Source organism: Mesorhizobium sp. M2C.T.Ca.TU.002.02.1.1 (genome assembly GCF_003997225.1).
Window position 1 is genome coordinate 1 of sequence record NZ_RZTO01000902.1, and the last position, 2,333, is coordinate 2,333.

General features: G+C 63.4%; 3 protein-coding genes. 1 reads left to right on the forward strand and 2 read right to left on the reverse strand.

Annotation, left to right across the window (positions count from 1 at the left end):
- Positions 1-61 precede the first annotated feature (61 nt).
- Both EOD07_RS31180 and EOD07_RS31185 read right to left on the reverse strand, forming a co-directional pair.
- Positions 62-805, reverse strand: coding sequence for an alanyl-tRNA editing protein (locus EOD07_RS31180; protein ID WP_127238022.1), 744 nt, complete (start codon positions 803-805; stop codon positions 62-64).
- Positions 805-1,839, reverse strand: coding sequence for a cysteine synthase A (locus tag EOD07_RS31185; RefSeq protein WP_127238020.1), 1,035 nt, complete (start codon positions 1,837-1,839; stop codon positions 805-807). Before EOD07_RS31185 ends, EOD07_RS31180 begins: the two co-directional genes overlap by 1 nt.
- Before the next feature lie 190 nt (positions 1,840-2,029).
- Between EOD07_RS31185 and EOD07_RS31190 the strand changes: the two genes are divergently transcribed.
- On the forward strand, positions 2,030-2,333 hold a 304-nt coding region (locus tag EOD07_RS31190), incomplete at its 3' end, for an SDR family NAD(P)-dependent oxidoreductase (RefSeq protein WP_127238021.1).

Here is a 2,333-nt window from a genome sequence, read left to right on the forward strand (position 1 = left end):
GCATGATACCGAAAAGTGTGAAGCGGTTTTCGGGCGACATCATGCTCCATCTCTTCGAGCGTCAGCTCGCCGGCATTGGTCCGAAGCGGATGCGGAAGCGCCGGTTCTCGCGGCCCTTCTTCTCGATCTTGCCGATGTGGATCTCGCCGACCTCGCCGGTCGACTTCACATGCGTGCCGCCGCAAGGCTGGCTGTCGATCGAGCCGTTGTCGCCGATGCAGACCAGGCGGATCTTGCCGGTGCCGACGGGCGGGCGGACGTTCTTCGATTTGACGAGGCCGGGATTGGCGGCAAGCGCCTCGTCGGTGATCAGCCGGGTGAAGATCGGATGGTCGGCGCGCACCAACTCCATCAGCCGGGCGGTCACATCCTCCTTGGTGAAGCCGGCGTCGGGAATATCGAAGTCGACACGGCTGTCGTCCTCGGCGACCGCCGCACCGGTGATCGGAAACGGGCAAACGACCGTCAGCAGGTGGCAGGCGGAATGCATGCGCATCAGGAGGTGTCGCCGCTCCCAGTCGATGAGAAGCTTCAGCTTTTCGCCGACTGCCGGCAAGGCCTGTTCTGGCGCAGGCACATGGATGATCTCTTCCTTGGTCTCGCCGGTGATGGTGGCGGCGATCGCGATGCGGCCGCCGTCGGCACGTTCGAGCATGCCGGCATCGCCCGGCTGTCCGCCCGACGTGGCGTAGAAGATCGTGCGGTCGAGAAGGATGCCGCCGCGATCGTTGATGGCGACGACCTCGGCCTCGGCCGTCTTCTGGTAGGCGTCGTCGCGAAACAGCGCCTCGGTCCTGTACGCCATCATGCTACCTTTTCGAACGGCACGGAAATGTCGGCTTTTTCTTCCATCCAGCCCGGCAACGGAAGGTTCTTGCCGCGCAGGAATTGCGGATTGAAGAGCTTGGACTGGTAGCGCGTGCCGTAGTCGGCAAGGATCGTCACTATGGTGTGGCCGGGTCCGAGCTCGCGCGCCAGCCGGATGGCGCCGGCAATGTTGATGCCTGTCGAGCCGCCGACGCAGAGTCCCTCTTCCTGGATCAGGTCGAAGATGATGGGCAACGCTTCCTCGTCCGGGATCTGGTAGGAGAAGTCCGGCGTGAAGCCTTCGAGATTGGCGGTGATGCGGCCCTGGCCGATGCCCTCGGTGATCGAGTTGCCGTCGGATTTCAACTCGCCGCTGGTGTAGAAACTGTAGAGCGCGGCGCCCAGCGGATCGGCGAGCGCGATCTTGACGTCCTTGCTCTTGCCCTTGAGCCCGAGAGCGACACCGGCGAGCGTGCCGCCGGAGCCGACGGCCGAGACGAAGCCGTCGATCTTGCCGCCGGTCTGGGCCCAGATTTCCTGCGCGGTCGTGCGGACATGGCCGTCGCGGTTGGCGACATTGTCGAACTGGTTGGCCCAGATCGCGCCGTTGGGTTCGGAGCGTGCCAGTTGCTCGGCAAGGCGGCCCGACAGTTTTATGTAATTGTTGGCATTCTTGTACGGCACGGCCGGCACTTCGATGAGCTCCGCGCCCAGTATCTTGATCGTGTCCTTCTTTTCCTGGCTCTGCGTGTCGGGGATGACGATCACGGTGCGGTAGCCGAGCGCCTTGGCGACCAGCGTCAGGCCGATGCCGGTGTTGCCGGCGGTGCCTTCGACGATGAGCCCGCCGGGCTTGAGCAGGCCGCGCTGCTCGGCATCGCGGATGATGAACAGGCCGGCCCGATCTTTCACCGATTGCCCCGGATTCATGAATTCGGCCTTGCCGAGGATCTCACAGCCGGTCGCTTCCGAAGCCTTGTTGAGCCGGATCAGGGGCGTGTTGCCGATCGCTTCGATCACAGAACGGGGCATGTGGGATTCCTTCATGTGTGCGGCGAGACCCTAAAAACCGGACGCCGCGGTTTCAAGGCAAGATTTTGCCTGGTCCAGTCGCATTCCGGATGGTGCAACGCACGTGATCATTTCAGTGACAGGCGCAAAACCGCTCTTTTCAACCGATTTCTCCGCCGCTAGAGCAAACCAGAACATCTGCGGGAACCCCATGACACTTTACCGGGCCAATCCGAGAGACGGTGTCGCCTGGATCACGGGCGGCAGCAGCGGGCTTGGGCGCGCGCTGGCCAAGGATCTCGCCAATCAAGGCTATGCCGTGGCGGTGACATCGCTGCCGGGAGACCCAGCCGACACGCTGATCGTCGAAACGGCGCAAATGTCCGGACATGTGAGGTCCTTTCCCTGCGACGTGACCGACGAGCACGGCATGGCGCGCACAGCCGCCGCGATCGAAGAACAGATGGGGCCGATCGTGCTTGCCGTCTTCAACGCCGGCAACTACATCGCCACCC

Bases quoted from the DNA above. Each gene is read 5' to 3' on its own strand.
- EOD07_RS31180 (WP_127238022.1), bottom strand. From the start codon at position 805: ATGGCGTACAGGACCGAGGCGCTGTTTCGCGACGACGCCTACCAGAAG.
- EOD07_RS31185 (WP_127238020.1), bottom strand. From the start codon at position 1,839: ATGCCCCGTTCTGTGATCGAAGCGATCGGCAACACGCCCCTGATCCGG.